The organism is Kitasatospora sp. NBC_00070 (assembly GCF_045041205.1).
Lineage (GTDB): Bacteria > Actinomycetota > Actinomycetes > Streptomycetales > Streptomycetaceae > Kitasatospora.
Genome location: NZ_CP108247.1, coordinates 6,566,448 through 6,589,919 on the forward strand (window position 1 = coordinate 6,566,448; position 23,472 = coordinate 6,589,919).

Consider the following 23,472-nt stretch of genomic DNA (forward strand, 5'->3'; position numbering starts at 1 on the left):
GGTGTCACTGCGGAAGTGCCTGACCACCTACGCGACGATCACCTTGCACGGGCCGGCGTCGCAGTTCCCCGAGCCCGTGAGTGGTTGCTCGGGGTGCGGAGGGGAAGGGTCACCGCATGACCACCACGTTGCGTCCGGAGTCCCCCGAGGAGTTGCTGCCCAGCGGGGGGCGGAGCCGGCGGTGGCTGATCTGTGTGAACGGGCGGCCGGTGGGCGGCTTGCGGACCAGTGCGCGGCCGTACGGGGACCAGCTCTGGGGTGAGATCTCCCAGTTGGAGGTCACCGAGGGGCGGCGCCGCGGCCGGGCCACCGTCGGGGCGCTGGCTGCGGAGGAGGTCCTGCGGGCGTGGGACTGTCGCCGGGTGGACGTCAGCTTCTCCGCCGGGAACGACGCCGCGCGCGGACTGGCCGAGACCCTCGGCTACACCGAGCGGATGCTGAACATGGTCAAGGAGCTGTCCCAACCAGCCGACCTGCCAACGGAGTTGACGGTCCGTCCGATCGGCCCGGAGCGGTACGGGAGCTGGCTGGAGCAGGCCAAGGCGGGATACCTGCACGACCTGACCAGCTCCGGTCTCGGCGAGCAGGCCGCCCGGGCCAAGGTGGAGAACGACCATCAGCGGTTGTTGCGTGAAGGGCATGCCACCCCGGGCACGGCCCTGCGCGAACTCACGGACGCGCAGGGCGTGTTGCTGGGGTCGTTGTGGCTGACGCTCCGTCAGGAGGTGCAGCCGGACGGCGAAGCGCTGGCCTGGGTGATGAGCGTCGCGGTCGAACCGGAGCACCGGGGCCACGGGTACGGCCGGGCCCTGATGCTGCTCGCCGAACGCGAGTGCCTGGCGGCCGGGGTGCGCCGCCTCGGGCTGAACGTCTTCAGCGGCAACACCGTGGCGGTCCGGCTCTACGAGTCGCTCGGCTACCGGACCACCCGTCGGATCATGGGCAAGTCACTGGCCTGAGCCCGCCGACCCGAGCTCACTGCTCCGCGCCGGTCCGGGCCGCCTCGATGATCGCGACGATCCGCTCGCGCAGCCCGTCCTGGCTCTTGCCGCCGTCCAGCCGCTGCCCGGCGATCACGTACGTCGGGGTGCCGGTGATGCCGATCGCCTTGCCCTCGGCCTGGTCGGCGTCGACCACCAGCATGTGCCGCCCGTCGATCAGGGAGAGCTCGACCTCCTCGGCGTCCAGTCCGAGCTCGCCGGCCAGGGCGGTGAGCACCGGCTGCCCGGCCCTGGCGAGGTCCTCGCAGCGGGCCAGCAGGGCCTCCGCGTACGCCCAGCCCTGCCCCTGGGCGAAGGCCTCCTCGGTGGCCTCGGCGGCGGGGTAGGCGTGCTTGTTCTTCTCGAGCGGGAAGTGCCGCAGCTCGATGGCCAGGGCGTCGCCGTACTGCGCGCGCAGCGCCCGTACGTCGTCCAGGGCGGTGCGGCAGTCCGGGCACTGGAGGTCGCACCAGAACTCGAGGCGGGGGAGGGGGGCGTCGGTCATGCCCCCAGTCTTCCATCCGCCACGGGCTGCCGAGGTCGTCAGCCGGTGCTGACGGTCTCGGCCCGCTGGCGGGCCCGGTAGGCGGCCACGTGCAGGCGGTTGCCGCAGGTCCGGCTGTCGCAGTAGCGGCGGGAGCGGTTGCGGGAGAGGTCGACGAAGACCCGGGCGCAGTCCGGCGCCTCGCAGCGGCGCAGCCGCTCGCGTTCGCCGGCCATCACGATGAAGGCCAGCGCCATGCCCAGTTCGGCCGCCAGGTGGTCGCCCAGGGCGGCGTGCGGGGCGAAGTAGTGGATGTGCCAGTCGTGCTGGTCGTGGTTGGTCAGCCGGGGCGTGGTGCCGGCGGCCGCGACCACCGCGTTGACCAGCTCGGCCGCCTGCACGGTGGAGTCGGCCGAGAACACCTCGCGCAGCCGGGTCCGGAGCCGGTGGACGGCCGCCAGGTCGGCGGCGGTGAGCGAGTCGACCTCGCTGATCCGGTGCCGGGCGACGAAGGCGCCGAGGGCCGTCAGGTCCGGGAACTGCTCGCTGCCGCAGGCATCGGCCGAGGTGTTGAGCAGCTCGACCAGAATGCCCAGCGCGCATTCGGTGTCATGGGTGATCAGCACGTGGGGCTCCTCGCGCGGCGAGGGGCCGGCGGCCCCCGCGTCGGTCGTCACGGTGGACTCTACCGGGAGTGCCGGTGACGGCGCGGCGTCACCGGCCCGGCCGGGCCCGGCGGCGGAACGGGCGAAGGCCCCGGCTCGCACCTGGGATGGGCGAACCGGGGCCTGGCCCCGAGGCCGCTTGCTGGGCGGCTGTGAGTGCGACCGTGCCCCCGAGTAGGACGGACGCGGTGGCGGGAGTACCCGGACGTCGAGGCGGTCAGCTCTCGGCGAGGATGTGGGACAGTTCCCGGTCGAGGTCGAAGTGACGGTGTTCGGTGCCGGGTGGCACCGCGGCATCGGTGCGCTTGAGGAAAGACTCGAGCGCGCGAGCCGGGGCTTCCAGCAGGGCTTCTCCTTCCGGAGAACTCAGGGCGATGCAGACCACCCCCTGACCGTGGCTGCGCGAGGGCCACACCCGGACGTCGCCGGTACCGGTGGGTCGGTGCAGCCCCTCCGCGAGGAGGTCGCGGGCGAACACCCACTCGACGGTCTCGTCGGCACCCGTATGGAAGGTGGCGTGCACGGCATAGGGGTCGGCAGTGTCGTAGCGCAGGCCCGCGGGGACGGGCAGTGACGACTCGCTGGACACGATGAGGCGCAGGTGCAGCTCGCAGCTGACCGTGGTGTTCATAAGCGCCAGGGCCTTTCGCTCAGTGTGCGCTCGGGGAATCGCACGTCGGCGAACGGACCATCCCACCTGAAAGCCCGGTGTAAACCCGTCTGTCCCGATTCAGGTGCGAGTCGTACCCCTTCCGGCGCATTGCAGAATCGCTGCGGCAGCCGGAACGGCCGCGCCAGGACTGGGGACTCCGGTAGTTTTCGCCGTATGGCTGTACGAAACGACAATCCCGAGCCCGCGAGCTCGGCGCAGGCGCCGGCCGAGACCCCGGAGGGCGGTCTCGGTTCCAAGGCTCCGCACTTCATCCGACGGTCCAGGCCGCTGCACCTCAGCTGGCAGGTGGCGATCTTCCTGGTCGGCCTGGCGGTGGTCGCGCTCGGCGTGGTGATGCTGCCGCTGCCCGGTCCGGGCTGGGTGGTCATCTTCCTGGGCATGGGCATCTGGGCGACCGAGTTCGTCTGGGCCCAGCTGGTGCTGCGGTGGACCAAACGCAAGGTGACCGAGGCGGCACAGCGCGCGCTCGACCCCAAGGTGCGGCGGCGCAACATCATCATCACCGCCATCGGTGTGGTGATCATCGCGGGCCTCGGCGGCTGGTACCTGTGGAAGTACGGGCTCACCATGCCGTGGAAGCTGAGCTGACCGCCGGGGGTGTTCGGAGCACCCCGCGGCATGCGGTAATGTTTTCCCTGCACCCGGGCGATTAGCTCAGCGGGAGAGCACTTCGTTCACACCGAAGGGGTCACTGGTTCGATCCCAGTATCGCCCACCGGAATGCACGGAAGGCCCCGGCCAATTCAATTGGCCGGGGCCTTCTGCTCTTTCCGGGTTCTGTTCCGGGGCGGGCTGATTCCGGATCAGTCCCCGCGGCCGGTACGGGAGCTGGGGATCCGGTTTGCGGAGCCACCCCCAAGTGGTGCTAGTCTTCTTCTCGTTGCCCGGGCGATTAGCTCAGCGGGAGAGCACTTCGTTCACACCGAAGGGGTCACTGGTTCGATCCCAGTATCGCCCACCCGGAGTCAACACTCAGGCCCCGACCGGAAGTTCGGTCGGGGCCTGAGTCGTTCCCGGAAGCGTGCTCAGGCCGCCGCCTCGCAGCGGTGGTCGAGGGCGAGCCGACGGCCGCAGGCGCAGCGGGCCGGGCGCAGCGGCCAGGCGAAGTCCACCCGCTCCCGGGTGCCCTCGCGGTCGAACCAGTTCTGCAACCCCCGGGCCTGGGCGGCGTGCCAGACCGCCTGACGCAGGTGCAGCTCGGCCGGGGTCAGCCCGCCGAGCGGGGCCGCGTACCTGCGGCCCAGCGCGCGGACCAGCTGCAGGGTGGCGGTCGCGTCGGCGGTGGCGTCGTGCGCGCCGTCCAGCGTCACGCCGTAGTGCGCGCACAGGTCGGTCAGGGTGCGGCGGCCCTTGCGGTAGCGGTCGGCGTACTTGTCCATCACCCGGGGGTCCAGCACCAGCAGTTCGGTCCGGCCCAGGCTCTCGGCGAGCGAGAGACCGCGGTGCCGGCGCAGCTCGCGGTCCAGCAGGGTGAGGTCGAACGGGGCGTTCATCACCACCAACGGCACGTGCGCCAGGGCCTGTTCGGCCAGCGCGCGGGCGATCTCGGCGACCACCACCCGGGGCGGCCGACCGAAGTCCCTGGCCCGCTGGTCGGTGATCCCGTGCACGGCGCGGGCGGCGTCCGGGATCGGTACCCCCGGATCGGCCAGCCAGCTCACGGTACGGGCCGGAGCGGTGGGTGTGGCCTGCACCACCAGTGCGGCCGAGACGATCCGGTCGGTCTCGACGTCCACACCGGTGGTCTCGGTGTCGAAAGAGGCGAGTGGGCCCTGGTACCAGGGCGGAGTGTGTGGCACGGCTGCGGCCCCCGATCACCACCTGGCGGTGCCCGGCGCGCCACCGAGGACCAGTGGCGCGCCGGGCAGAGCGGCGTTCTGCCTTGGTGATACCGCAGTTGACGCCCCCTCAATCCCGCCGTTCGACGCGTCGTCGCCGCCAGGGGTATATGGGTGCGCGGTCGGGCCTCCGCTCTCGGTACCATCGGACTCGCGCAGCATGGTGCTGTGGCCCACAGATGTCAGGAGAGACCGGTGACCGACGTCCGGATCATCATCAACCGCGAACCCGATCGGGAAGAGCGCGTGGTGACCACGGGCACTACCGCCGCCGAGCTCTTCGCCGACGACCGCTCGATCATCGCGGCCCGGGTCGCGGGCGCGCTGAAGGACCTGGCGTACCAGGTCCAGGACGGCGACGAGGTCGAGCCCGTCGTGATCTCCAGCAAGGACGGCCTGGACATCCTGCGGCACTCCACCGCGCACGTGATGGCGCAGGCCGTGCAGCAGCTCTTCCCGGAGGCCAAGCTCGGCATCGGCCCGCCGGTCAAGGACGGCTTCTACTACGACTTCGACGTCGAGAAGCCGTTCCACCCCGATGACCTCAAGGCCATCGAGAAGAAGATGCAGGAGATCATCAAGCGCGGGCAGAAGTTCTCCCGCCGGGTGGTCACCGACGAGGCCGCCACCGCCGAGCTGGCCGCCGAGCCGTACAAGCTGGAGCTGATCGGCCTCAAGGGGTCGGCCGCCAGCGCGGGCGAGGGCGCGGACGTCGAGGTGGGCGGCGCCGAGCTGACCATCTACGACAACCTGGACGCCAAGTCCGGCGAGCACTGCTGGGGCGACCTCTGCCGCGGCCCGCACCTGCCGTCGACCCGGCACATCCCGGCGTTCAAGCTGATGCGCAACGCGGCCGCCTACTGGCGCGGCAGCGAGAAGAACCCGATGCTGCAGCGCATCTACGGCACCGCGTGGCCGACCAAGGACGAGCTCAAGGCGCACCTGGAGTTCCTGGAGGAGGCCGCCAAGCGCGACCACCGCAAGCTGGGCTCCGAGCTCGACCTGTTCTCCGTCCCGGAGGAGATCGGCTCCGGCCTGGCGGTGTTCCACCCCAAGGGCGGCATCATGCGCCGGGTGATGGAGGACTACTCCCGCAAGCGGCACGAGGAGGCGGACTACGAGTTCGTCTACACCCCGCACGCCACCAAGGGCAGCCTGTTCGAGCTCTCCGGCCACCTGGACTGGTACGCCGACGGGATGTACCCGCCCATGAAGCTCGACGGCGAGGTGGACTACTACCTCAAGCCGATGAACTGCCCGATGCACAACCTGATCTACCGCTCGCGCGGCCGCTCGTACCGCGAACTGCCGCTCCGGCTCTTCGAGTTCGGCACCGTGTACCGGTACGAGAAGTCCGGCGTGGTGCACGGCCTGACCCGGGCCCGCGGCTTCACCCAGGACGACGCGCACATCTACTGCACCCGTGAGCAGATGGCGGACGAGCTCGACTCGCTGCTCACCTTCGTGCTGGACCTGCTGCGCGACTACGGGCTGAACGACTTCTACCTGGAGCTCTCCACCAAGGACCCGGAGAAGTTCATCGGCTCGGACGAGGACTGGGAGGAGGCCACCGAGACCCTGCGGGCGGCCGCCGAGAAGCAGGGCCTCGAGCTGGTGCTCGACCCGGCCGGTGCGGCGTTCTACGGCCCGAAGATCTCGGTGCAGGCGCGGGACGCGATCGGCCGCACCTGGCAGATGTCGACCATCCAGGTCGACTTCCAGCTGCCGCAGCGCTTCGAGCTGGAGTTCCAGGGCTCGGACGGCAACCGGCAGCGGCCGGTCATGATCCACCGGGCGCTGTTCGGCTCGATCGAGCGGTTCTTCGCGGTGCTGCTGGAGCACTACGCCGGCGCCATGCCGCCGTGGCTCGCCCCGGTCACCGTGGTCGGCATCCCGATCACCGACGAGCACATCCCGTACCTGCGGGACGTCGCGGCCGAGCTGAAGAAGCAGGGCATCCGGGTCGAGGTCGACTCCTCGGACGACCGGATGCAGAAGAAGATCCGCAACGCCCAGCGCAGCAAGGTGCCGTTCATGCTGATCGCCGGCAACGACGACGTCGAGGCGGGCGCGGTCTCCTTCCGCTACCGCAACGGCGAGCAGAAGAACGGCGTGCCGCTGGCCGAGGCGGTCGCCGAGATCGTCGACGCCGTCCAGCGCCGGATCCAGGTCTGATCCAACGGTCGGTGCGGGGCAGGCTCTTCAACGAGTCTGCCCCGCACTGCTATGCACAGCCGATCCGGCGAATATGCTGATCAGCATGACGAGTGAGCCGGAACTGCAGCGGGGCGTGGGGGAGTCGGATGGCTTCAGGCGCCTGTGGACGCCTCATCGGATGGCGTACATCCAGGGCGAGAACAAGCCCACCGGGCCCGCACCGGACGACGGTTGCCCGTTCTGCTCGATCCCCGCGCTCAGCGACGAGGACGGGCTGATCGTCGCCCGGGGCGGTTCGGTCTTCGCGGTGCTCAACCTCTACCCGTACAACGGCGGCCACCTGATGGTGGTCCCGTACCGGCACGTGGCGGACTACACCGAGCTGGACGCGGCCGAGACCGCCGAGCTGGGCGACTACACCAAGCGGGCCATGACGGCGCTGCGTGCCGCCTCCGGTGCGCACGGGTTCAACATCGGGATGAACCAGGGCGCCGCCGCCGGGGCCGGGATCGCCGCGCACCTGCACCAGCACGTGGTGCCGCGCTGGGGCGGGGACACCAACTTCATGCCGGTGGTGGGCCACACCAAGGTGCTGCCCCAACTGCTGGCCGACACCCGGAAGATGCTCGCCGAGGCGTGGCCGCAGGGCTGACCGCACGGCAGGGCTGACGACACGACAGTGGGGCCGCACCGACCGGTGCGGCCCCACTTTTACGTCCGGCCGGGGTCAGCCCGCGTCGTAGTTGTCGGCCTTGAACGGGCGGACGCCCTGCATCTCGGACCTGAGGATCCCGATCCGGTTGCTGAACCGGTCGACGTTGACGTCGTGCTCGGCCAGGAACTCCACCGTGGCGGCCATCACGGCGTTCACCACCGGGGTGGCGCTGAAGAGCACGTCGTCCGACTTGAACCGGCTGGTCCAGGTCCGGTCGGCCCAGGAGCCGCGGAGCGAGAACGGCTCGGGCAGCGCGACCCCGCCGCCCAGCCAGCCGAGCAGCGTGGGGAACTTGTGGAACGGCGCGCGCAGGGCCTGCCGGACCACGTCGTCGTTGTTCACCAGCGGGAGGACGACGGTGCGCTCCTCCCAGAACTTGCCGGTCTTCGGGACCTTGATCTCCTTGGGCTTCGGCTTGGCACCGAACAGCCCGTGCAGCGGGCCGAGCGCGTGACCGGAGACCGAGACCCGCAGGATGTTGCCCATCACGGTCACGCCGATCAGCACGGTGGAGACCAACTGGCCCTTGTGGAGCACCAGTTGCACCGAGGTGCGGTGTCGGCTGTCGGTACCCAGGGTCTGCCGGTTGGCGATCGTCTGGAGCGCGAAGTCACGCATCCGGTAGCCGTCCATGTCCGCCCCGGACGGCCGGCCGATCTCGTCCGCACCCTCCGGGATGTCCACCACCAGCCACTGCTGGACCGCGACGTGCGGCATCCCGCCGCCCGACACCTCGCTCTGGCCGAGCGTGCCCAGCCGACCGCTGATGCTGCGGGCCAGGTCCCACGGGTGGAAGGCCCGGAAGTCCACCTGGCCCTCGGCCGGGCGGAGCTCCTCCACCACCTGCCAGTCGCCCCAGCGCAGCCCCGCACCGAGCAGGCCCTTCGAGCCCGCGTAGTGGTGGACGTTGGTCTCCTGCTCGACCGTCAGCCGCTCCAGCGAGGCGCGCAGCTCGGCCGCCTTCTTGTCCAGGTCGTCCTTGGGCACCGCCTTGGGCACGGTGGCCGCCAGCGCACTGCCCGCCACCAGCCCGCCCCAGCGCTCGCGCAGCTCGATGGTGAACCGCAGGCAGATCCGCTTGGCCACGAACCAGCCGATCACCGGCGCCAGGGTCATCACCCGGAAGTACAGCCCGAACACGCCGCTCACCGGCGGCCGGAGCGCGAGCAGCGCCGCCAGCCCGACCGCGAGCAGCACCAGCACGGCGTTGTAGAAGCCCTCCCGGCCGGGGGAGGTCTTCTTGAAGTAGGCGCGGCCGTAGAACACCGCGAGCCAGATCAGCGTGCCGGGCAGGAAGAGCACGCCGGTGAGCATGGTGACCACCATCAGCTCGCGGTCGCGGGCGTCCCGCAGCTCCTGGGCGGCCAGGCAGTGCTCGACCACCATCCGGGTGTCGGTGCCGAACGAGGGCACCAGCGGATTCCGCCCCTTGCCGATGGTGCGGTCGAGCACGGCGCGGCTGAACGCCTCGCCGGTGCTGGGCCGGAACAGCTTGAAGAACTTGCCCTCTTTGAGCTTCACGCCTTCGAGCGCGGCGAGCGCCTCGACCTCGGTGTCCCGGTAGGCCGCCGAGGAGAGCAGCTGCGTGACCGCGGTCTGCGGCCCGACGTCCGTACGGGGTATCTGCGCGCCCGGGGTCATGTCGAGCTTGGTCACGGTGGCCTCCCCTCCTCCCCTTGTGTTCAGCGGCAGGTTATCGTGCGACCGGTACGCCGCGCGGATGATCGTCTGAACAGCCGTCACTTCCGGTACACGGTGGTCGCGGAGGGATGGTGCCCAGTTTCGGACGCCTTCGATCCTGCGCGCGGGGTGGCACCGTCACCGGCGGGGCCGATGGTGCAGGATCGGGGTATGAGCGAGGGACGTACGATCGATCCGGTGCTGGTCTTCGACGGGGACTGCGCGTTCTGCAGCAGCTGCGTGCAGTTCGCCGAGCGCTACCTGCGCGCGAGCCTCTCCTCGGCGGACTGGACGGGGGTGCCGTTCCAGTTCGCCGACCTGGCGGAGCTGGACGCCCGTGCGGGCGGCACCGGGCTGATCTCCTGGGAGCGGGCCGAGCAGGAGGTGCTCTGGCTGACGCCCCGGGGGGACGTGTACGGCGGTGCGCAGGCGGTGGCGCGGCTGCTGATGCGGAGCGGCGGCGCCTGGGCCTACCTCGGCGCGCTGCTCACCCTCGCACCGGTCCGCCCGCTCGCCGCACTCGGCTACCGCTGGGTCGCCCGCAACCGCCACCGCCTCCCGGGCGGCACCCCGGCGTGCGCACTGCCGCGACGCTGACTTCTCGGCACACGGTGCACCCCCAGGGGCTCGGGGAACTGCGACGCCGGCCCTTGCAAGGTGATCCGTCCGTGAATGGTCAGGCACCTTCGCAGTGACCCGCACGCCAGATCTCCTCGCAGTTCCCCGAGCTCCTGGACCGTAGACCCGGAGCATCTGCAAAGGGCTACTGGTACTGCGCCGCAAGGGCAGCGGGCATGGGCGCGTGGCGTACGTAGCTGCGGGAGAAGGTGCCCGTGCCGTGGGAGAGCGAGCGGAGGTCCACGGGGTAGTGGGCCAGCTCCAGTTCGGGGACCTCGGCTCGGAGCAGGCTGAGGCCCGGGCCGCCGGGCTCGGTGCCGAGGACGTGGCCGCGGCGGGCCGAGAGGTCGTTGAGGACCGCGCCCTGGTACTCGTCGGGCAGGAGCACCCGGACCTCGTCGACCGGCTCCAGCAGCCGGACGGTGCCGTTGTCGGCCGCCTCCCGGAGGGCGAGTGCGGCGGCGGTCTGGAAGGCGGTGTCGGAGGAGTCGACCGAGTGCGCCTTGCCGTCGGTGAGGGTGACCCGGACGTCGACCACGGGGTAGCCGGCCAGCACGCCCTTGGCCAGCTGGGTGCGGACGCCCTTCTCGACCGAGGGGACGAAGTTCCGCGGCACCGCGCCGCCCACCACCTTGTCGACGAACTCGAAGCCGCCGCCCGGCAGCGGCTCCACCGTCAGGTCGCAGATCGCGAACTGGCCGTGCCCGCCGGACTGCTTGACGTGCCGCCCGTGCCCGGTCCCGGGGCCGGCGAAGGTCTCGCGCAGGGCGACCCGGTACGGGACGGTGTCGACGTGCACGCCGTAGCGGGTGCGCAGGCGGTCCAGCACCACCGCCTGGTGGGCCTCGCCGGTGCACCACAGGACCAGCTGGTGGGTGTCGGGGTTCTGTTCGACCCGCAGAGCCGGGTCCTGGGCGGTCAGCCGGGCCAGGCTCTGGGCGAGCCGGTCCTCGTCGGCCTTGCTGTGGGCCTCGACGGCGGTCGGCAGCAGGGGTTCGGGCTGGGGCCAGCGGTCGAGCTCGGTGCCGTCGGTGCCGAGGGTGTCACCGGTGCGGGTGTGGCCGAGTTTGGCCAGGCAGGCCAGGTCGCCGGGCAGGGCCTGCGGGACCGGGCGCTGGTGGTGGCCGAACGGGCTGGTGATCGCGGTGACCCGTTCGTCGCCGAGGACGGTGTCGGGCCGCAGGGTGCCGGTGAACACCCGGACCAGGCTGAGCCGCCCGACGTACTGGTCCTCGCCGGTGTGCACGACCTGGGCGACCACGGGGGAGTCCGGGTCGGGGGACGGCAGCCCGTCGGTGCGGTCCAGCGGGCTGGGGAAGGCGTCCACGATCAGGTCGAGGAGTTCGGCGGCGCCCAGCGGGGCGGCGGTGCAGACCAGCGGGTGGACGGTGTTCTGGCCGAGTTCGCGGCGCAGCGCGGCGGTCAGGGCGGCGGGGTCGAGCTGCTCGCCGGCCGCCCAGCGCTCCAGCAGGGCGTCGTCCTCGCCCGCGATGGCCTCCACCAGGGCTCCCCGGGCGGCCGGGTCGGGCGGCGGGGCGTCGGCGTAGGTGCGGCCGGTCAGCAGGTCCAGCGAGCCGGTGAGGCGGCCGTCCCGGAAGGCGGGCAGGCAGAGCGGCAGGACGGTGTCCGGGTGCCCCTCGCCGAACGCCTCCTGACAGGCCGTCACGGCCTCCGCCTGGTGCACGTGGGTGAGCGCGATCGCGGTGGGCAGCCCGGCGGCCCGGCACTCGCGCCAGAGGGCGAGCACGGTGGGCCCGACCGGTTCGGCGGCCGAGACGACCAGGACGGCGGCCTCGGCGGCCCGCATCCCGGCCCGGCGTTCGCCCGCGAAGTCGGCGTAGCCGGGGGTGTCCAGCAGGTTGATCTTGCAGTCCCGCCAGGCCAGCGGGAGCAGGGCGAGCTGGACGGAGCGCTGCTGCCGGTGCTCGACCGCCTCGTGGTCGGAGACGGTGGTCCCGTCCGGGACGTTCCCGGCTCGGCCGATCGCTCCGGACGTGTGGGCGAGGGCCTCGGCCAGGGTGGTCTTGCCGGACCCGGCGGTGCCGATCAGGACCACGTTGCGCAGGTGGCCGGGGTCGGCGACGGGTGGCGGCGGTGGGGCGGTCCGGTCCGGCATGGCGCACCTCCGTGACGCTGGGTGTCCCCTCAACTGCCCTGGGTGGCGTCCGGTCGGGCCGGGGACCGGCTCGCGGGCGTGGGGCGGCGGAGCGTGCGAGCGGCGTGGATACCATTGTCCAGCCGGGCGGGCCGATCCGCTCGGCCGCCCGCCACCCGCTGGGTGGGGGCGGGTTCCGTGAGATCGGGGCGGTCCGGAAGGCCATGCTCAACAAGTACGCACGTGCCTTCTTCACACGTGTCCTGACGCCGTTCGCCGCGCTCCTGCTCCGCTGGGGTGTGAGTCCGGACGCGGTGACGCTGATCGGGACAGCCGGGTCGGTCGCGGGTGCGCTGGTGTTCTTCCCTCGCGGGGAGTTCTTCTGGGGCACCATCACGATCACCCTCTTCATCTTCTCCGACCTGGTGGACGGCAACATGGCCCGCCAGGCCGGCACGTCCAGCCGCTGGGGCGCCTTCCTGGACTCCACGCTGGACCGGGTCGCCGACGCGGCGATCTTCGGTGGTCTGGCCCTCTGGTACGCCGGCCAGGGCGACAACGAACTGCTCTGCGCGGTGGCGATCTGCTGCCTGGCCAGTGGCCAGGTGGTCTCGTACACCAAGGCGCGGGGCGAGAGCCTGGGCTTCCCGGTGAACGTCTCCGGGGTGGTCGAGCGGGCCGAGCGGCTGGTGCTCACGCTGGTCGCGGCCGGGGTGGCCGGGCTGCACGGGTTCGGCGTGCCGTACGTCGAGTGGCTGCTGCCGGTGGCGCTCTGGCTGGTCGCGGTGGGCAGCCTGGTGACGGTCGGGCAGCGGATGCTGACGGTCCGTCGGGAGTCCAGGGAAGCCGAGGCGGCAGCGTGAAGGACCGTTTGATCGACGGGGCGTACGCGCTGGGCTGGGCGGCGCTCAGGCACCTGCCCGAGCCGGCGGCGCGCGGGTTGTTCAACCAGCTCGCGGACCACACCTGGCGCCGTCGGGGCAAGGGCGTGCTCCGGCTGGAGGCGAACCTGCGCCGGGTCCGCCCCGACCTGGACGAGGCGGGGCTGCGCGCGCTGTCCCGGGCCGGGATGCGGTCCTACCTGCGGTACTGGAAGGAGTCCTTCCGGCTGCAGACCCTGAGCACCGCCGAACTGGCCGAGCAGTGCCAGGTCAAGGGCGTGGAGCAGCTGGAGGAGGCGCTCGGCAGCGGCCGGGGCGCCGTCGTCGCGCTGCCGCACATGGGCAACTGGGACCTGGCCGGCGCCTGGGTGGCCAGTGCCGCCGGGCACCCGTTCACCACGGTCGCCGAGCGGCTGAAGCCGGAGTCACTGTTCGACCGGTTCGTGGCGTACCGGGAGAGCCTGGGCATGGAGGTGCTGCCGCTGACAGGTGGTCAGGTCTCGGTGATCGGGACGCTGGCCCGCCGGCTGCGGGCCGGGAAGCTGGTCTGCCTGGTGGGGGACCGGGACCTCTCGGAGGCCGGTCTGCCGGTGGACTTCTTCGGCGAGCGGACCAGGATGCCGGCCGGTCCGGCCGCGCTGGCGCTGCGCACCGGGGCGGCGCTGTTCCCGGTCACGCTCTGGTACGACGGTCCGGTGATGCGGGCGGTGATCCACCCCGAGGTGCGGCCCCCCGCCGAGGGCGACCAGCGGGAGCAGACCCTGGCGATGACCCAGGCGATGGCCGACATCTGGGCGGACGGCATCCGGGAGCACCCGGAGGACTGGCACATGCTGCAGCGGTTCTGGCTCGCCGACCTGGAGGGGACCCGATGAAGATCGGCATTGTCTGCCCGTACGACTGGGACGTGCCCGGTGGGGTGCAGTTCCACATCCGCGACCTGGCCGAGCACCTGATCGCGCTCGGGCACCAGGTGTCCGTGCTGGCCCCGGCCGAGGACGAGTCGGCGCTGCCGCCGTACGTGGTCTCGGCCGGCCGCGCGGTGGCCGTGCCGTACAACGGCTCGGTGGCCCGGCTGAGCTTCGGCATCCTGTCGGCGGCCCGGGTCAGGCGCTGGCTGAACGACGGTCAGTTCGACATCCTGCACGTGCACGAGCCGGCCTCGCCGAGCCTGTCGATGCTGGCCGCCTGGGCGGCGTCCGGCCCGATGGTCGGCACCTTCCACACCTCCAACCCGCGGTCCCGGGCGATGATCGCGGCCTCGCCGATCCTGCAGCCGGGCCTGGAGAAGATCAGCGCCCGGATCGCGGTCAGCGAGTACGCCCGCCGTACCCTGGTCGAGCACCTGGGTGGCGACGCGGTGGTGATCCCGAACGGGGTGGACGTCCGGTTCTTCGCGGACGCCGAACCGGACGAGCGCTGGCAGGGCGGGGCGGCCGACGGCGGTCCCGGCACGATCGGCTTCATCGGCCGGATCAACGAGCCGCGCAAGGGCCTGCCCACTCTGCTCGCCGCGCTGCCCGCGATCCTGGCCGCCCGGCCCGGCGTGCGGCTGCTGGTCGCGGGCAAGGGCGACGAGGAGGAGGCGATGGCCGGCCTCGCCCCCGAGGTGCGCGAGCGGATCGAGTTCCTCGGCATGGTGACCGACCAGGAGAAGGCCCGGCTGCTGCGCAGCGTCGACCTGTACGTGGCGCCGAACACCGGGGGCGAGAGCTTCGGCATCATCCTGGTCGAGGCGATGTCGGCGGGCGCACCGGTGCTGGCCAGCGACCTGGACGCGTTCAAGCAGGTGCTGGACGGCGGCGACGCGGGCGAGCTGTTCCCGGTCGAGGACGCCGGGGCGCTGGCCGAGGCGGCGGTCCGGCTGCTGGCGGACCCCAAGCGGCTGACCGAGCTGCGGGAGGCCGCGTCGCGGCACGTCCGCCGGTTCGACTGGTCCACCGTGGGGGCGGAGATCCTCTCGGTGTACGAGACGGTGACGGACGGCATGCCGCCGGTCGCCGAGGACGTCCGGGGCGGCTGGCGCGAACGCCTCGGCCTCGCCCGGGACTAGCTGTGCCGTTGGCAGGTGGCCGAGCGTCTACGGTCAGGGGCTCGGCGAACTGCGAGGAGGTCTGGCGTTCGGGTCACAGACGAAAGTGCCTGACCGGCTACGCAACGGTGACCTTGTACGAGGTCGGCGTCGCAGTTCCCCGAGCCCCGGACTCCGGAGCGGGCTGAGCACCTGCCAAAAGATCGGCGTCGCCCACGCGGCGGAGCCGCACAACAGTGGTGCACCACGTGCCTTGAGTGTTGAACCGTAGATGGAGGATGTCGTGCCGCAGATACTTGTCGACTATTCGGCTGAGCTCGAGTTCGACCGGGCGGGCTTCGCCGGGGAGTTGCACCCGATGATCGCCGGGGTGATCGACACCGAGGTGGCGGCGTGCAAGACGGTGTTCCGGCCGGCCGTGGAGTACCTGCTCGGTGACGGGGCGTCGGGTGAGGCGTTCGTGCTGGTGGAGATCAAGATCCTGGCGGGCCGGAGCGCCGAGCAGCGGGCCGAGCTGACCCGGCGGGCGCTGGGGCTGCTGGAGCGGTACGTGACGGTGCCGCTGGCGTACGGGGTCGAGGTCACCGAGCTGGACCGGGCGACGTACCGCTTCGGGCACCTCGCGGCGCGGTAGCGTACCGCTCCGTGACTACCTGGATCTGGGCCGCGGCCGCGGTCGTGCTGTTCGCCGTGTACCTCAGTTGGACGGCGGGGCGGCTCGACCGGCTGCACGCCCGGATCGACGCCGCGAAGGCGTCGCTGGACGCGCAGTTGGTGCGGCGGTCGGCGGTGACGCTGGAGCTGGCGACCTCCTCGCAGCTGGACCCGGCGACCTCGATCCTGCTCTACGAGGCGTCACATGCCGCCCGGCAGGCGGAGGACGACCACCGCGAGGTGGCCGAGAGCGAGCTGAGCCTGGCGCTGCGCGCCGTGTTCGCGGAGCCGGCCCAGCTGGCGGCGCTGGTCGCGGTGCCGGGGGGCGAGGAGATGGTGAAGGAGATGACCGCGGCCGTCCGGCGGGTGCCGATGGCGCGGCGGTTCCACAACGACGCGGTGCGGGCGGCCCGGGCGGTGCGGGAGCACCGGCTGGTGCGGTACTTCCGGCTGGCCGGGCGGGCGCCGTTCCCGCTGGCGTTCGAGATGGACGACGAGCCGCCGCTCGCGCTCACCCCGCACGGGGCGTCCGGCTGAGACCGGCCTGGACCCATTTCGAGTGAAATCGGTGGCTGTTCAGCCTCTTTGTCGTAACCCGTAGGACCTTCTGGCCCGGATGGTGCGTGGTTCGCGTCAGGTTCGGGCCTACGATAGGGCGATAGCACTGGTTCATCTTCGAGTGAGGTCTCACGTGTCCACCACCCCCATCACCGCTGACCAGCCGCAGATCGGCACCGCCCGCGTGAAGCGCGGAATGGCCGAGCAGCTCAAGGGCGGTGTGATCATGGACGTGGTCAACGCCGAGCAGGCGAAGATCGCCGAGGACGCCGGTGCGGTGGCCGTCATGGCCCTGGAGCGGGTGCCCGCCGACATCCGCAAGGACGGCGGCGTGGCCCGGATGTCCGACCCGAACATGATCGAGGAGATCATCGCCGCGGTCTCCATCCCGGTCATGGCCAAGTCCCGGATCGGCCACTTCGTCGAGGCTCAGGTCCTGCAGTCGCTCGGCGTCGACTACATCGACGAGTCCGAGGTGCTGACCCCGGCCGACGAGGTCAACCACTCGGACAAGTTCGCCTTCACCACCCCGTTCGTCTGCGGCGCCACCAACCTCGGTGAGGCGCTGCGCCGGATCGCCGAGGGTGCGGCCATGATCCGCTCCAAGGGCGAGGCCGGCACCGGCAACGTGGTCGAGGCGGTCCGCCACCTGCGCCAGATCAAGAACGAGATCGCCCGCCTGCGCGGCTACGACAACAACGAGCTGTACGCGGCCGCCAAGGAGCTGCGCGCTCCGTACGAGCTGGTCAAGGAGGTCGCCGAGCTCGGCAAGCTGCCGGTGGTGCTGTTCTCCGCCGGTGGCGTGGCCACCCCGGCCGACGCGGCGCTGATGCGCCAGCTGGGTGCCGAGGGCGTCTTCGTCGGCTCGGGCATCTTCAAGTCGGGCGACCCGGCCAAGCGTGCCGCCGCGATCGTGAAGGCCACCACCTTCTACGACGACCCGAAGATCATCGCGGACGCGTCGCGCAACCTGGGCGAGGCCATGGTCGGCATCAACTGCGACACCCTCCCCGAGAGCGAGCGGTACGCCAACCGCGGCTGGTAACAACTCCCGGTCGGCCCGCCGCGCAGCCTTGATCGCGCGGCGGGCCGCCGCACGTCCGACGCAACAACGTGAATGAGGTAGTGACCGTGAGTACCCCCGTCATCGGCGTGCTGGCCCTCCAGGGCGACGTCCGTGAGCACCTGATCGCGCTGGCCGCGGCCGACGCGATCGCCCGCGAGGTGCGGCGGCCCGAGGAGCTGGCCGACGTCGACGCGCTGGTGATCCCCGGCGGGGAGTCCACCACGATGTCGAAGCTGGCCCTGCTGTTCGGCCTGATGGAGCCCGTCCGCGAGCGGGTCCGGGCCGGGATGCCGGTCTACGGCACCTGCGCGGGCATGATCATGCTGGCCGACAAGATCCTGGACGGCCGGGACGACCAGGAGACGGTCGGCGGCATCGACATGACGGTCCGCCGGAACGCCTTCGGCCGGCAGAACGAGTCGTTCGAGTCCGGCATCGCCTTCGACGGCCTCGGCGAGCAGCCGGTGCACGGCGTCTTCATCCGCGCCCCCTGGGTCGAGGAGGTCGGCGCCGGGGTCCAGGTGCTGGCCGAGCTGCCCGCGGCCGACGGTCCGGACAGCCGGATCGTGGCGGTCCGTCAGGGCAACCTGCTGGCCACCTCGTTCCACCCCGAGCTGACCGGTGACCACCGGGTGCACGAGTACTTCGTACGCATGGTCGAGAGTGCCGGTCGCTGAAGCGGCGCGCGGCACCGGTAAGATCCCTTCTGTTCATTTCCCTTTGGCGACGAAAAGGAGCTGGTGATGTCCGGCCACTCTAAATGGGCTACCACCAAGCACAAGAAGGCCGCGATCGACGCCAAGCGCGGCAAGCTCTTCGCCAAGATGATCAAGAATATCGAGGTGGCGGCCCGCACCGGCGGCAGCGACCCGGCCGGTAACCCGACGCTCTACGACGCCATCCAGAAGGCGAAGAAGAGCTCGGTCCCGATCGACAACATCAACCGCGCCGTCAAGCGCGGCGACGGTGCCGAGGCCGGCGGGGCCGACTACTCGACCATCATGTACGAGGGCTACGGCCCGAACGGCGTGGCGGTCCTGATCGAGTGCCTCACCGACAACCGCAACCGCGCGGCCTCCGACGTCCGGGTCGCGATGACCCGCAACGGCGGGAACATGGCCGACCCGGGTTCGGTGTCGTACCTGTTCAACCGCAAGGGCGTCGTGATCGTCCCGAAGGCGGACGGGGTCGACGAGGACAAGGTCTTCGAGGTCGTCCTCGAGGTCGGTGCCGAGGAGGTCAACGACCTCGGTGACTCGTTCGAGGTGATCAGCGCGGCCACCGACATGGTCGCGGTGCGCACCGCGCTGGTGGACGCCGGGATCGACTACGACTCGGCCGACGCCAACTTCGTGGCGGACCTGCAGGTGCCGCTGGACGTCGACGGCGCCCGCAAGATCTTCAAGCTGATCGACGCGCTGGAGGACAGCGACGACGTGCAGAACGTCTTCGCGAACTTCTCCATCAGCGACGAGGTCGGTGCCGAGCTCGACGCCGAGTAACTCGGCCGCCCCTCCGGCCCGGTGGTCCCTCGCGGACCACCGGGCCGGTGTCGTTCGTCCGGTTGTCCGACCCGGGCGGTAGCCTTCGCAGGTCGGACGACAGAGATGGGTTCACAGGTGCGGGTGCTGGGAGTTGACCCTGGGCTGACCAGGTGCGGTGTCGGCGTGGTGGAGGGCACCCCGGGTCGGCCGCTCGCCATGCTCGGGGTCGGCGTGATCCGCACCCCCGCCGAGGCGGAGATCGGGCAGCGGCTGCTGCTGATCGAGCAGGGCCTGGAGCAGTGGTTCGACACCCACCGGCCCGAACTCGTCGCGGTGGAGCGGGTGTTCGCCCAGCACAACGTCAGCACCGTGATGGGCACCGCGCAGGCCAGCGCGGTCGCGATGCTCTGCGCCACCCGGCGCGGCATCCCGGTCACCCTGCACACCCCCAGCGAGGTCAAGGCCGCCGTCTCCGGCAACGGCCGGGCCGACAAGGCCCAGGTCACCGCGATGGTCACCAGGCTGCTGCGGCTGGCCGAGCCGCCCAAGCCCGCCGACGCCGCCGACGCGCTGGCGCTGGCGATCTGTCACATCTGGCGGGGTACGGCGCACAACCGGATCGCCGCCGCCGTCGCGGGCCAGGCCGCGAGCAAGCCAGCGAGCAACCCCAGGATCAGGGAGTACCGCCGATGATCGCCTTCGTCCAGGGCCCGGTCGCCGCCATCACCCCCGGCAGTGCCGTGGTCGAGGTCGGCGGGGTCGGCATGCTGGTGAAGTGCACCCCGCGCACGCTGGCCGCACTGCGGATCGGCGAGCCCACCCGGCTGACCACCGCACTGATCGTCAAGGAGGACTCGCTCACCCTGTACGGCTTCGCCGACGAGGACGAGCGGGCCACCTTCGACGTGCTGCTCACCGCCAGCGGGGTGGCCGCCACCATGGCGCTGGGCATGCTGGCCACCTTCACCCCGGACGAGCTGCGCCGGATCGTCGCCCAGGGCGACGCCAAGTCGCTCACCGCGGTGCCCAGGATCGGCCCCAAGCTGGCCCAGAAGCTGCTGCTCGAGTACAAGGACAAGCTCGGCGCCGCGCACGGCAGCGTCCCCGCCCAGAAGCCGATCGCCGCAGGTCCGGCCCCCTGGAGCGAGCAGTTGCACGCCGCCCTGGTCGGCCTCGGCTACGCTCCGCGCGAGGCCGACGAGGCGGTCACCGCCGTCACGCCGGAGGCCGAGGCGCAGAGCCGCACCGACGTCGGCGCCCTGCTCAAGGCCGCGCTGCGCACCCTCAACCGCACCCGCTGATGGACCTTCAGGAGCCCGCCCCGATGAGCCCGTACGACTCCGACCCCGCCGACCGCCTGGTGACGGCAGCCGCCGACGGTGAGGACCAGGCGGTCGAGGCGGCGCTCCGTCCCAAGGTGCTGGACGAGTTCATCGGGCAGGAGCGGGTCCGCGAGCAGCTCTCGCTGGTGCTGCAGGCGGCCCGCAAGCGCGGCACCACGCCGGACCACGTGCTGCTCAGCGGCCCGCCCGGCCTCGGCAAGACCACCCTGTCGATGATCATCGCGGCGGAGCTGGGCGCCCCGATCCGGATCACCTCCGGCCCGGCCATCCAGCACGCCGGCGACCTCGCGGCGATCCTCTCCTCGCTGACCGAGGGCGAGGTGCTGTTCCTGGACGAGATCCACCGGATGTCCCGCCCGGCCGAGGAGATGCTCTACCTGGCGATGGAGGACTTCCGGGTCGACGTGATCGTCGGCAAGGGGCCCGGCGCCACCGCGATCCCGCTCGAGCTGCCGCCGTTCACCCTGGTCGGCGCGACCACCAGGGCCGGGCTGCTGCCGCCCCCGCTGCGCGACCGGTTCGGCTTCACCGGGCACATGGAGTTCTACGCGCCGAGCGAGCTGGAGCGGGTGGTGCACCGCTCGGCCGCCCTGCTGGACGTACAGATCGACACCGCCGGCGCCGCCGAGATCGCCGGCCGCTCGCGCGGCACGCCCCGGATCGCCAACCGACTGCTGCGCCGGGTCCGGGACTTCGCGCAGGTCAGGCACGACGGCGTGGTGGACCGGGAGATCGCCGCCCAGGCGCTGGCGGTCTACGAGGTGGACGCCCGCGGTCTGGACCGGCTCGACCGGGCGGTGCTGGACGCGCTGCTCCGGCTGTTCGGCGGTGGCCCGGTCGGCCTGTCCACGCTCGCCGTCGCGGTGGGGGAGGAGGCCGAGACGGTGGAGGAGGTGGCCGAGCCGTTCCTGGTCCGGGAGGGCCTGCTGGCCCGGACCCCGCGTGGCCGGATCGCGACCGCCGCCGCCTGGCAGCACCTCGGGATGGTGCCGCCGCCGCAGTCGCCGCGCGGTGCGGTGCCCGGCCAGCCCGAGCTGTTCGGCGGCCCCGGCGCCTGACGGTCCCTCGGGGCCGGGTTCCGGCCAGGGGCCGTCGGCAAACAGTGCGGTCCGAAGGTCGCCACCAACGGCGGCAGGATGACATGCTTGGCGTTGTCCGATCAGGGCGGGTCGCTTAGACTCCGCCGGACCGCCCCTCTCGACCTGATGGGGCCGACCAATCACCACAGGCCGCCCGTTCGGGTGGCCCGTAAGGACTCTGGCTGCTGTGTCTAACCTCATCATCCTGCTCGTGCCGCTGCTCCTGCTCTTCATGCTGTTCCGCTCCAACAAGAAGCGCCAGGAGCAGGCCAAGGAGCTGCGCTCCGCGCTCGAGCCCGGCTCGGGCGTCCGCACCATCGGCGGCATGTACGCCCTGGTGAAGTCGGTGAACGAGGAGACCGTCGAGCTGGAGGTGGCCCCGGGCACCGTCGCGCACTACACCAAGGGTGCGATCGCCGCGGTGCTGGACCGCGAGGAGTACGACGCGATCATCAACGGCCGTCCCGCCGAGGACGAGCCGGCGGAGACCGTCGACGAGGCCGACGAGAAGCCGCTCAGCTTCGACAAGAAGGACGAGTCGGGCACCGACGGTACCGACGACGAGGCCCCGCAGAGCAAGTAGTACGGTCGGGCACACCCTCGACCGCGCGGCCGCCGGCCGCGCGTTCACAGGACCTCACGGGCCGTCAGGCCACCTTCCCCCTATCCGCCACCTACCGGACAGGGTCCGGTGACCGGCGCCATGGACAGGGAGAAACGAGCAAGGTGGCAACACCCAAGTCGCGCCCGCGCGACGGTTACCCGGGGCGGGCGCTGGCCTTCATCCTGGTGATCACCGTCGGTCTGGTCGCCCTCATGTTCGGGACGGGCCACACCACGCCACGTCTCGGGATCGACCTCGCGGGCGGCACCAGCATCACGCTGACCGCCAAGTCGGATGACCCCGCCGCGATCAACAAGACCAACATGGACACCGCGGTCAACATCCTGCAGAAGCGGGTGAACGCGTTCGGCGTCTCCGAGGCCGAGGTCCAGACGCAGGGGTCCAACACGATCATCGTCAACATCCCGAACAAGGATGGCGACAATGAGCAGGCGATCAAGGACATCGGTCAGACCGCGGTGCTCTACTTCCGCCCGGTGCTGGCGCTCGCGCCCACCGGCGCCCTGCCCAACGCACCGGTTGCCACGCCGAGCGCCGGGGCGAGCCCCTCGGCCAGTCCGAGCACCGGCGCCTCCGCCGCGCCGCCGGCTCCGAGCGCCTCGTCCACGGCCGGCCGTGCCGTCACCGACGGCCTGAAGGCTGACCCGACCGCCTCGGCCAGCCCGAGCACCGCGCCGTCCGCCGCGCCGTCGGCGCCGTCCGCCGCCGAGCTGTCGGCCGCGCTCACCCAGGGCACCGTCCCGCCGGACCTGCAGCAGCAGTACACCGCGCTGGACTGCTCGGTCCAGGGTCAGCGGCTCGACTACCAGACCGACCCGGCCAAGAACTCGGTCGCCTGCAGCTTCGACGCCGAGAAGGGTGTCTGGTACAAGTTCGCGCTCGGCCCGGTGGCCGTGCAGGGCAAGAACATCGACAAGGCGATGGCCTCCTTCGACACCCAGCAGGGTGCCGGCTGGCAGGTCCAGCTCCAGTTCGACGACACCGGCTCCAAGGCGTTCGCCGCCACCACCGGTCAGCTCGCCACCCAGCCCAGCCCGACCAACCAGTTCGCGATCGTGCTCGACGGCAAGGTGGTCTCCCACCCGTCCGTCAGCCAGTCGATCAGCGGCAGCGCGGTCATCACCGGCAGCTTCACCCAGACCGAGGCCAAGGCGCTCGCCAACGTGCTGAGCTTCGGCGCCCTGCCGCTCACCTTCGAGATGAGCGACGTCACCACGGTCTCCCCGCAGCTCGGTGGCGACCAGCTGAAGGCCGGTCTGGTGGCCGGCGGGATCGGCATGATCCTGGTGGTGCTCTACTCGCTGGTCTACTACCGCGGCCTCGGCCTGGTGTCGATCGCGGGTCTGCTGGTCTCCGCGGCGCTGACCTACGCGATCATGTCGCTGCTCGGCGCCGGTATCGGCTTCGCGCTCAACCTGCCGGCCGTCTGCGGTGCGATCGTCGCGATCGGCATCACCGCGGACTCCTTCATCGTGTACTTCGAGCGGATCCGCGACGAGGTCCGCGACGGCGCCCCGCTGCGCCCGGCCGTCCAGCGCGCCTGGCCCCGGGCCCGGCGCACCATCCTGGTCTCGGACTTCGTCTCGTTCCTCTGTGCCGCGGTGCTCTACCTGGTCTCGGTCGGCAAGGTGCAGGGCTTCGCCTTCACCCTCGGCCTGACCACCGCGCTCGACGTCGTGGTGATCTTCCTCTTCACCAAGCCGCTGATCACCCTGCTGGCGCGGACGAAGTTCTTCGCCGAGGGCAACAAGTGGTCCGGTCTGGACCCGAAGCGCCTCGGTGCCCGTCCTCCGGTGCGCGGTCGTCGCCGCACCTCCGCCACCGCCGCGAAGGAGGTCTGACGCG

The 23,472-nt window shown here is 71.4% G+C and carries 24 protein-coding genes and 2 tRNA genes; 20 read left to right on the forward strand and 6 right to left on the reverse strand.

The genetic code is table 11. The features are described from left to right. Positions 1-116: 116 nt before the first annotated feature. The gene (locus tag OHV05_RS29855) at positions 117-959 is read left to right on the forward strand and encodes a GNAT family N-acetyltransferase (protein ID WP_405020429.1); all 843 of its coding nucleotides are present in this window, start codon (positions 117-119) and stop codon (positions 957-959) included. A 16-nt stretch (positions 960-975) separates the two neighbouring features. Here the strand turns inward: OHV05_RS29855 and OHV05_RS29860 are convergent, their stop codons facing one another. The 3 genes from OHV05_RS29860 to OHV05_RS29870 all read right to left on the reverse strand — a co-directional run bounded on the left by OHV05_RS29860 (position 976) and on the right by OHV05_RS29870 (position 2,760). Next, positions 976-1,485 (reverse strand): DsbA family protein, encoded by a 510-nt coding sequence (locus OHV05_RS29860; protein ID WP_405020430.1) that lies wholly within the window; start codon positions 1,483-1,485, stop codon positions 976-978. 38 nt (positions 1,486-1,523) lie between these two features. Continuing rightward, complete coding sequence (locus OHV05_RS29865) at positions 1,524-2,090, reverse strand: CGNR zinc finger domain-containing protein (RefSeq protein ID WP_405021576.1); 567 nt, start codon at positions 2,088-2,090, stop codon at positions 1,524-1,526. A gap of 256 nt (positions 2,091-2,346) precedes the next feature. After that, on the reverse strand, positions 2,347-2,760 hold the full coding sequence (locus OHV05_RS29870; protein ID WP_030056266.1) for an SsgA family sporulation/cell division regulator: 414 nt from the start codon (positions 2,758-2,760) through the stop codon (positions 2,347-2,349). A gap of 195 nt (positions 2,761-2,955) precedes the next feature. On the opposite strand from OHV05_RS29870, the gene OHV05_RS29875 reads away from it, so the two are divergent. From OHV05_RS29875 to OHV05_RS29885, 3 genes are all read left to right on the forward strand, one after another. Then, entirely contained in the window at positions 2,956-3,390 is a 435-nt protein-coding gene (locus tag OHV05_RS29875; protein ID WP_405020431.1) for a TIGR02611 family protein, read from the forward strand. 55 nt (positions 3,391-3,445) lie between these two features. Next, positions 3,446-3,517 (forward strand) — tRNA-Val (locus OHV05_RS29880). A 171-nt stretch (positions 3,518-3,688) separates the two neighbouring features. Next, positions 3,689-3,760, forward strand: a tRNA-Val gene (locus OHV05_RS29885). A gap of 67 nt (positions 3,761-3,827) precedes the next feature. Here OHV05_RS29885 and OHV05_RS29890 read toward each other — a convergent pair. Beyond that, positions 3,828-4,601, reverse strand: coding sequence for an exonuclease domain-containing protein (locus OHV05_RS29890; RefSeq protein WP_405020432.1), 774 nt, complete (start codon positions 4,599-4,601; stop codon positions 3,828-3,830). Positions 4,602-4,835: 234 nt separating this feature from the next. Here OHV05_RS29890 and thrS point away from each other — a divergent pair, with 234 nt between their 5' ends. Together thrS and OHV05_RS29900 are read left to right on the forward strand one after the other, a co-directional pair. Next, positions 4,836-6,815, forward strand: coding sequence for a threonine--tRNA ligase (thrS, locus tag OHV05_RS29895; protein ID WP_405020433.1), 1,980 nt, complete (start codon positions 4,836-4,838; stop codon positions 6,813-6,815). Between the two features lie 73 nt (positions 6,816-6,888). Beyond that, entirely contained in the window at positions 6,889-7,449 is a 561-nt protein-coding gene (locus OHV05_RS29900) for an HIT family protein (RefSeq protein WP_405020434.1), read from the forward strand. A gap of 75 nt (positions 7,450-7,524) precedes the next feature. On the opposite strand, the gene OHV05_RS29905 is transcribed toward OHV05_RS29900, so the two are convergent. Then, entirely contained in the window at positions 7,525-9,168 is a 1,644-nt protein-coding gene (locus OHV05_RS29905) for a hypothetical protein (protein ID WP_405020435.1), read from the reverse strand. Positions 9,169-9,363: 195 nt separating this feature from the next. Here OHV05_RS29905 and OHV05_RS29910 point away from each other — a divergent pair, with 195 nt between their 5' ends. Next, positions 9,364-9,789, forward strand: coding sequence for a thiol-disulfide oxidoreductase DCC family protein (locus OHV05_RS29910; RefSeq protein WP_405020436.1), 426 nt, complete (start codon positions 9,364-9,366; stop codon positions 9,787-9,789). A gap of 166 nt (positions 9,790-9,955) precedes the next feature. On the opposite strand, the gene OHV05_RS29915 is transcribed toward OHV05_RS29910, so the two are convergent. Further along, positions 9,956-11,926 carry an elongation factor G gene (locus tag OHV05_RS29915; RefSeq protein WP_405020437.1) on the reverse strand — a complete coding sequence of 657 codons (1,971 nt, stop codon included), beginning with the start codon at positions 11,924-11,926 and terminating at the stop codon, positions 9,956-9,958. Between the two features lie 203 nt (positions 11,927-12,129). On the opposite strand from OHV05_RS29915, the gene pgsA reads away from it, so the two are divergent. The 13 genes from pgsA (at position 12,130) to secD (ending at position 23,468) form a co-directional block, all read left to right on the forward strand. Next, positions 12,130-12,768, forward strand: coding sequence for a phosphatidylinositol phosphate synthase (gene pgsA, locus OHV05_RS29920; RefSeq protein WP_405021577.1), 639 nt, complete (start codon positions 12,130-12,132; stop codon positions 12,766-12,768). Beyond that, complete coding sequence (locus OHV05_RS29925) at positions 12,765-13,661, forward strand: phosphatidylinositol mannoside acyltransferase (protein ID WP_403031580.1); 897 nt, start codon at positions 12,765-12,767, stop codon at positions 13,659-13,661. Before pgsA ends, OHV05_RS29925 begins: the two co-directional genes overlap by 4 nt. Continuing rightward, positions 13,658-14,839, forward strand: a complete 1,182-nt coding sequence (locus OHV05_RS29930) for a glycosyltransferase family 4 protein (RefSeq protein ID WP_405020438.1) — start codon at positions 13,658-13,660, stop codon at positions 14,837-14,839. The genes OHV05_RS29925 and OHV05_RS29930 overlap by 4 nt, the downstream gene beginning before the upstream one ends. Positions 14,840-15,101: 262 nt before the next feature. Beyond that, positions 15,102-15,452, forward strand: a complete 351-nt coding sequence (locus OHV05_RS29935) for a 5-carboxymethyl-2-hydroxymuconate Delta-isomerase (protein ID WP_405020439.1) — start codon at positions 15,102-15,104, stop codon at positions 15,450-15,452. An 11-nt stretch (positions 15,453-15,463) separates the two neighbouring features. Next, positions 15,464-16,009 carry a hypothetical protein gene (locus OHV05_RS29940; RefSeq protein ID WP_405020440.1) on the forward strand — a complete coding sequence of 182 codons (546 nt, stop codon included), beginning with the start codon at positions 15,464-15,466 and terminating at the stop codon, positions 16,007-16,009. 154 nt (positions 16,010-16,163) lie between these two features. After that, positions 16,164-17,075 (forward strand): pyridoxal 5'-phosphate synthase lyase subunit PdxS, encoded by a 912-nt coding sequence (gene pdxS, locus OHV05_RS29945; RefSeq protein ID WP_184911749.1) that lies wholly within the window; start codon positions 16,164-16,166, stop codon positions 17,073-17,075. A gap of 86 nt (positions 17,076-17,161) precedes the next feature. Then, complete coding sequence (gene pdxT, locus OHV05_RS29950) at positions 17,162-17,773, forward strand: pyridoxal 5'-phosphate synthase glutaminase subunit PdxT (protein ID WP_405020441.1); 612 nt, start codon at positions 17,162-17,164, stop codon at positions 17,771-17,773. A 66-nt stretch (positions 17,774-17,839) separates the two neighbouring features. Further along, positions 17,840-18,598, forward strand: a complete 759-nt coding sequence (locus tag OHV05_RS29955) for a YebC/PmpR family DNA-binding transcriptional regulator (protein WP_403031566.1) — start codon at positions 17,840-17,842, stop codon at positions 18,596-18,598. A 117-nt stretch (positions 18,599-18,715) separates the two neighbouring features. After that, complete coding sequence (ruvC, locus tag OHV05_RS29960; protein ID WP_405021578.1) at positions 18,716-19,273, forward strand: crossover junction endodeoxyribonuclease RuvC; 558 nt, start codon at positions 18,716-18,718, stop codon at positions 19,271-19,273. Next, positions 19,270-19,881, forward strand: a complete 612-nt coding sequence (gene ruvA, locus OHV05_RS29965; protein WP_405020442.1) for a Holliday junction branch migration protein RuvA — start codon at positions 19,270-19,272, stop codon at positions 19,879-19,881. Before ruvC ends, ruvA begins: the two co-directional genes overlap by 4 nt. A gap of 23 nt (positions 19,882-19,904) precedes the next feature. Then, complete coding sequence (gene ruvB, locus OHV05_RS29970) at positions 19,905-20,981, forward strand: Holliday junction branch migration DNA helicase RuvB (RefSeq protein WP_403031560.1); 1,077 nt, start codon at positions 19,905-19,907, stop codon at positions 20,979-20,981. Between the two features lie 208 nt (positions 20,982-21,189). Beyond that, complete coding sequence (yajC, locus tag OHV05_RS29975; RefSeq protein ID WP_405020443.1) at positions 21,190-21,585, forward strand: preprotein translocase subunit YajC; 396 nt, start codon at positions 21,190-21,192, stop codon at positions 21,583-21,585. 143 nt (positions 21,586-21,728) lie between these two features. Then, a complete protein-coding gene (gene secD, locus OHV05_RS29980) occupies positions 21,729-23,468 on the forward strand; it encodes a protein translocase subunit SecD (RefSeq protein ID WP_405020444.1) in 1,740 nt (579 codons plus the stop codon). Positions 23,469-23,472 lie beyond the last annotated feature (4 nt).